The organism is Thermophilibacter sp. ZX-H3, assembly GCF_052599055.1.
This window is the reverse complement of the sequence record NZ_JBQXES010000037.1, coordinates 1-5,480: the sequence shown is the minus strand read 5'-3', so window position 1 is coordinate 5,480 and position 5,480 is coordinate 1. Positions and strand designations below refer to the sequence as shown.

The window sequence follows — 5,480 nt, the reverse complement described above, 5'->3', positions numbered from 1 at the left end:
GCCCGGTTCTTCTCGCCCGGCGACTTCTGCGCGCAGCGCAGTGAGCCGGAGAGAAGAACCGGGCCGCCCCTTGCGGATGCGTAGACAAGCGCTTACGAGGTCTTGCGCGCCGCGAAGCGCCTCACGGCGACGACGCCGAGCCCCACGAGCGCCACGCCGATCACGGCGTCGACCGCGTAGGTCGCGATCTGCCACGCGGGCGTGACGGCGGCCGGGTCGCCATCGGCGTAGCGCCAGCTGTTCACGGCCGCGTAGAGGATGTTGTGAGCGGCGCGGCGCATCTGGATGACCGCCGTGGCGCTCTGGTCCTCCACGTTGTTCGTTGTCTCGGTGGAGGCGAGCATGATGTCGGTGCCGCCGCGGATGAGCTGGTCGGCGTTCTGGTAGCCATAGTTGGGGCCGGAGAAGTAGTCCGTCTCGACCATGCCCTCGAAGCCCCACTCGTCACGCAGGACGGTCTGGTTGAGGCCGAGGTGGGCGCTCGCGTACGTGTTGCCGATGTAGTTGAACGCGCCCATGATGGCCTGCGCGGAGACGTCGGCCTTCACGACCTCCTCGAAGGCGCGCAGGTAGATCTCGCGGATGGCCTGCTCGTTTGACCAGGTGCAGAGCTGGCCGTTGCGCTCGGTCTCCTGCTCGTTGAGGGCGAAGTGCTTGGTGAAGGCGTAGACGCCGCGGCTGTCGGCGCCGAGCACCTGCTGGGCCGCCAGGGTGCCGGTGAGCACCGGGTCCTCAGAGAAGTACTCGAAGTTGCGGCCGCCAAAGGCGGAGCGGTGGATGTTGATGGAGGGGGCGTACCAGCCGGAGACCTCCATCTCGTGCGCCATGTCGCCGATCGTCACGCCGAACTCGTAGGCGAGCTCCTTGTTCCACGAGCACGCGAGGGACACGTTGGACGGCAGGCCGATCGAGCTCACGCCGGTGAAGTTGTCCTTGAGGGCGGCCGGGCCGTCGACGTCGGACAGGCGGATCTTGCCGATGGAGTCAACCGCGGCGTTCTGGTAGCCGCCGTTGGCGATGAGGGTGTTCATCTCGTCCACGGTCAGCTGGTCGAGAAGGGCGTCCCACTGCGGGTCGTCGTAGGCAACGCCACGCAGGTCGATGAGGCGCAGCCCGTTGTCGGCGCCCGTCACGGGCATCTCGTCGTCGGGGTTGTCGAACTCCGTGGGATCGTAGTTGCCGTTGTTGTAGAACGTGGCCTTGTACTCGTCTGACATGGAGTAGTTCGTCGGGGCGGCCGTGGCCTCGGCGTAGTTGGCAAAGCCGTCCTCGCGCGAGAGGTACTCGAGGTCGCCGTTGGCGTCGTCGAAGACGTTGGTCGCCGCCTGGAGGTCGCCGTTGTGGGTGTTGTCCTCGGTGTCGTAGGTGATGGTCTCGGGCACGCTCACCGTCTGCTCGGAGATGACGGTGTGGGAGTCAGAGTTGATGGAGACCACGTAGTCGCCGGCCTCGAGCACGTAGGCGCGAGCGCCCTCGTAGTCGTAGGAGCCCATGTCGTCATCCTCGAAGCTGATGGTGACGGTCTGGGACTCGCCGGGCTCGAGGAGGGCGGTCTTCTCGTACGCCACGAGGTTCGCCGTCGCCTTCTCGATGCCGCCATTGGTGTAGGGCGGGTTCACGTAGGCCTCGACCACGTCCTTGCCCGCCACGTCGCCCGTGTTGGTGACGGTGACGTCAAAGCTCACCGTGTCCCCGTCAAAGCTCGCGGGACCCATCTCCTGGCTGAACGTGGTGTAGCTGAGGCCGTAGCCAAACGGGTACTGGACGCTCGCCTCGTAGTCGACGAGCCCCTCGTCGTCCGCCGTCTCCCAGAAGCGATAGCCCACGTAGATGCCCTCGACGTAGTTCACGAACTTGGGAGAGCGGGTGCCGCGGGCGCTCTCGACCTCGAACTCGCTCACGTTGTCGTACTGGAAGGCGCCGAAGTTGTTCCACGTGGGGGCCTGGGTGAGGTCATAGAGGAACGTGTCGGACGTCTTGCCGGACGGGTTCACCGCGCCGGTGAGGACCGAGCCCAGCGCCTCGAAGCCGGCCTGGCCGGGGTGCGGCGCCCACAGCACGCTCTTGATCTCGGGGTAGTCCGCAAGGAAGCCCATCTCGAAGGCGTTGGCGCCGTTGTAGACGAGGACCACGTTGTCGAAGTTCTCGCACACGAGGTCGAGCATGTCGCGCTCGGTGCGGCTGAGCTCGAGGTAGTGCTGGCCCGCCTCGAAGTCGGCGTACTCCGTGGAGTTGTTGGTGTAGGTGACGCCCTCGGCGCCCATGTCGGTGGGCAGGTCGAGGCCCTCGCCGCCCACGCGCCCGATGACCACGATCGCGGTGTCGGAGAAGTCGCGCGCGGAGGCCATGAGCTCGTCGGTATAGGTGCTCGCCGGCGGCTCGGGCAGCGTCCAGTCCGCCGCGGTGACGGCGATGACGCCGCGCTCGGTCGAGTAGTCCGTGTAGAAGCTCGTGAGCTCCTCGTTGGTGGTGAAGCCGGCCATCTCCAGGCTGTCGAGCAGCGTCACCGTCTCATAGGCGTCGGAGAGCGAGCCGGAGCCCGTGCCGCCGTAGATGGGGTTGGTGGACGCCCAGCCAAAGACGTTCACGTTGCCCGGCTCCATCGGGAGCAGGCCTTCGCTGTTCTGAAGCAGGGTGATGCCCTCGGACTCGATGTCCACGGCAAGCTGGTTGGTCCTGTCGATGGTCTCCTGCGAAAGCTCGTGGCGCTCGGCGGTGGCCATGGTGACCACGCTGTTGAGCGGCCCCAGGAGCATCGCGTTCACCGAGCCCGCGATCACGGCCACGGCCGCGATCCACGTGAGCGAGCGGGCGAGCTTGCGCCTCCCCTCCGCCATGCGCGCCACGACGACCGTGACCACAATGGCCGCCACCAGCGCGATCGCGATGACGACGAGCTGCGGCGCAACGGACTGCAGCACGGCGAGCACGTCGTCCATGTTGATCTCGAGCATGCGTTCTCCTTCCCTCGTTCCCTCGTGCATGGGCCCGCCCCTCTGGCGGCCCGTCCTTCTCGTCCTTTGTATGAAAACGGCCTGAAGGAGATAAGGGGTCCGGGGGCATCGGTCGGTTTTTTGACGTCTTCTGCCCTCCCCCGCCCGCTCGCGCACGCTGCCCGGAGGCGCGCCCGTCGCACGCCGGCACCCTTACAATTGAGATGAGCGCAAGGGTCCTGAACAATCCGGCGGGAGGCGTCATGCACAAGGTTCTTATCGTCGAGGACTACGCAGACGAGGCGGAGGTCCTACGTGACGCCGTCATGCGCTATGGCGAGAAGCACGGGCTTGAGTTCGAGATAGAGACGAGCCCGGTGGCAACGGCGCTGGCGCGCGGCAACCGCACGTTTGACCTCGTCTTCCTTGACATCGAGCTCCCGGGGATCAACGGCATGGAGGCGGCCGAGCTCATGCGCTCCTACGACCCGGACACGCCCCTCATCTTCACGACGAGCCTCGCCCAGTACGCGGTGCGCGGCTACGAGGTCGGCGCCGCGGGGTTCATCGTCAAGCCCGTCACGCAGCCCAAGCTCGAGATGGCGCTCGACAAGGTGGTGGGTCGGCTCAGCCGGGCCGGCGCGGGGAGAATCGTCCTCCAGGTGGGCGGGGGCGTTCGCGTGATTCCGCTCCACGAGCTCTACTACGTGGAGCTGCTCCGCCATGACCTCGCCTTCCACCTCACCACCGGCGACGAGCCCCTCATGCTCCGCGGGACCATCCGGCAGATTATGGAGGCGGCCGAGAAGGACGGGCCGCTGCTCCAGATCTCAAGCGGATGCGTCGTCAACATGGACTACGTGCGGCTCATGCAGGGATCGCGCGTCAGCATGGCCAACGGCGACCTCCTCCCGCTCAGCCGCTCGCGCCGCCGGGAGGCCATCGAGCGCTTCTCCTCCTACCTGGGAGGGACGCTCTGATGCCGGGCCTGCTCGGCCTCGTGCAGCGGGCCCTGCTCGTCAGTTTGCCGAACTTCCTCACCATCTTTGTGGCCATGGGCCTCTTCTGCGCGCTCTACCCGCTGAGGGCCGGCCGCTGGCGGCTTCTCGCGTGCGCCGGAACGTGTCTTGGCATCTCGTTTGCGAGCTCCCTTTTCCACACCACGGTCACGACCTGGGCCATCTCCCAGTTCGGCGACTTTGCCGCCGCGGCGGCCACCATCATGTTTTTCGTCGTGGTCCTTCTCGCCTGCGTGCCCATCGCCCGGATGGTCTTCGAGGTGAGCCTCTGGGATGCCGTATTCTGCTGCACGGCGGGCTATGCCCTGCAGAACCTCGCGCACTCCCTCTGGGAGACCCTGCGCTTCCTCACCGTGCCCGACCTCCCCTCCGACAATCCCCTCTCCGGCGCCTCCCAGCTTGCCGTTGCCGCCGTCGTCTTCCTGCTGGGATACCGCCTGCTCGTGCGACGCATCCATACCGACCGGCTGGAGGGCGAGGGCGATCGCCGAACGCTGCTCGTCCTTTTGGGCGTCATCGCCGTGAACATCGTCCTCGACACCTCGATCCGCGAGCTGTACGACATGGGCGCCCTTCCCGAGGAGGCCTTCCTGCTCCTCATGCTCGTGCAGCTCTTCATCTGCGCGCTCACGCTCTATCTTGACTACGAGATCCTCTACTCCAACCGCATGCGCGCCGACGCCGCGGCGACGCGTCAGCTCATGGCCGACGAGCGCCGTCAGTACGAGCTCTCGCGCGACACGATCGAGGCCATCAACGTGCGCTGCCATGACATCCGTCACCAGGTCCACTCCCTCTCGGGGAGGTCGGGCACCGGCGAGGAGTTCATGCGCAGCATCGATGGGCTCATCTCGATATACGATTCCGGGGTGCAGACCTCGAACCCCGCCCTCGACGTCATCCTCACCGAGAAGGGGCTGCTCTGCGGCCGCAAGGAAATCGAGCTCACGTGCTCGGCCAACGGCTCGATCCTGTCGTTCATGTCCGAGCAGGACGTCTACTCGCTCTTTGGCAACGCGCTCGACAACGCGATCGACGCGGCTGACGCCATCTCCGACCCCGAGCGCCGCCTCATCGACGTGAGCGTTCGTCGCATGGGCCAGATGGCCGTCATCCAGGTGCGCAACTTCTACGAGGGAGAGCTCAGGCAGGAGGGTGGCTCGCTCGGCAGCACCAAGGGCGGTGGCCTGCACGGCTATGGCACCAAGTCCATGCGGCTCGTCGCCGAGCGCTACGGCGGGTCGATCACCTTCGATGCCCGCGACGGGCTCTTCCGCGTCCACGTGCTGCTGCCCATCCCGGAATAGGGCCCGGGCCACCGCCCCGCTCGCATTTCTCTCCCCGCTTCGCCCGCGCCGCTGAGGACGCGCTGCTGATTTCGGGGTCGTGGCAATTCCCGCGCGCGGGGCGTTGCGCGGATGGGGGTTATGGCAATCGGCGCGGGGCGTCAACTGGGCGTTCTTCTCGCCCTGTTGCGCGGATGGGGGTTGTGGCAGCCCAATCTCTGTCACGACCCCCATCCGCGCAA

The 5,480-nt window shown here is 66.6% G+C and carries 3 protein-coding genes; 2 read left to right on the top strand and 1 reads right to left on the bottom strand.

What is annotated here, in order from left to right:
* Positions 1–92 precede the first annotated feature (92 nt).
* Positions 93–2,954, bottom strand: a complete 2,862-nt coding sequence (locus tag ACULPM_RS10895) for a glycoside hydrolase family 3 C-terminal domain-containing protein (RefSeq protein WP_445331189.1) — start codon at positions 2,952–2,954, stop codon at positions 93–95.
* 242 nt (positions 2,955–3,196) lie between these two features.
* On the opposite strand from ACULPM_RS10895, the gene ACULPM_RS10890 reads away from it, so the two are divergent.
* Entirely contained in the window at positions 3,197–3,913 is a 717-nt protein-coding gene (locus ACULPM_RS10890; RefSeq protein WP_445331190.1) for a LytR/AlgR family response regulator transcription factor, read from the top strand.
* Complete coding sequence (locus ACULPM_RS10885; RefSeq protein WP_167930852.1) at positions 3,913–5,259, top strand: sensor histidine kinase; 1,347 nt, start codon at positions 3,913–3,915, stop codon at positions 5,257–5,259. Before ACULPM_RS10890 ends, ACULPM_RS10885 begins: the two co-directional genes overlap by 1 nt.
* Positions 5,260–5,480 lie beyond the last annotated feature (221 nt).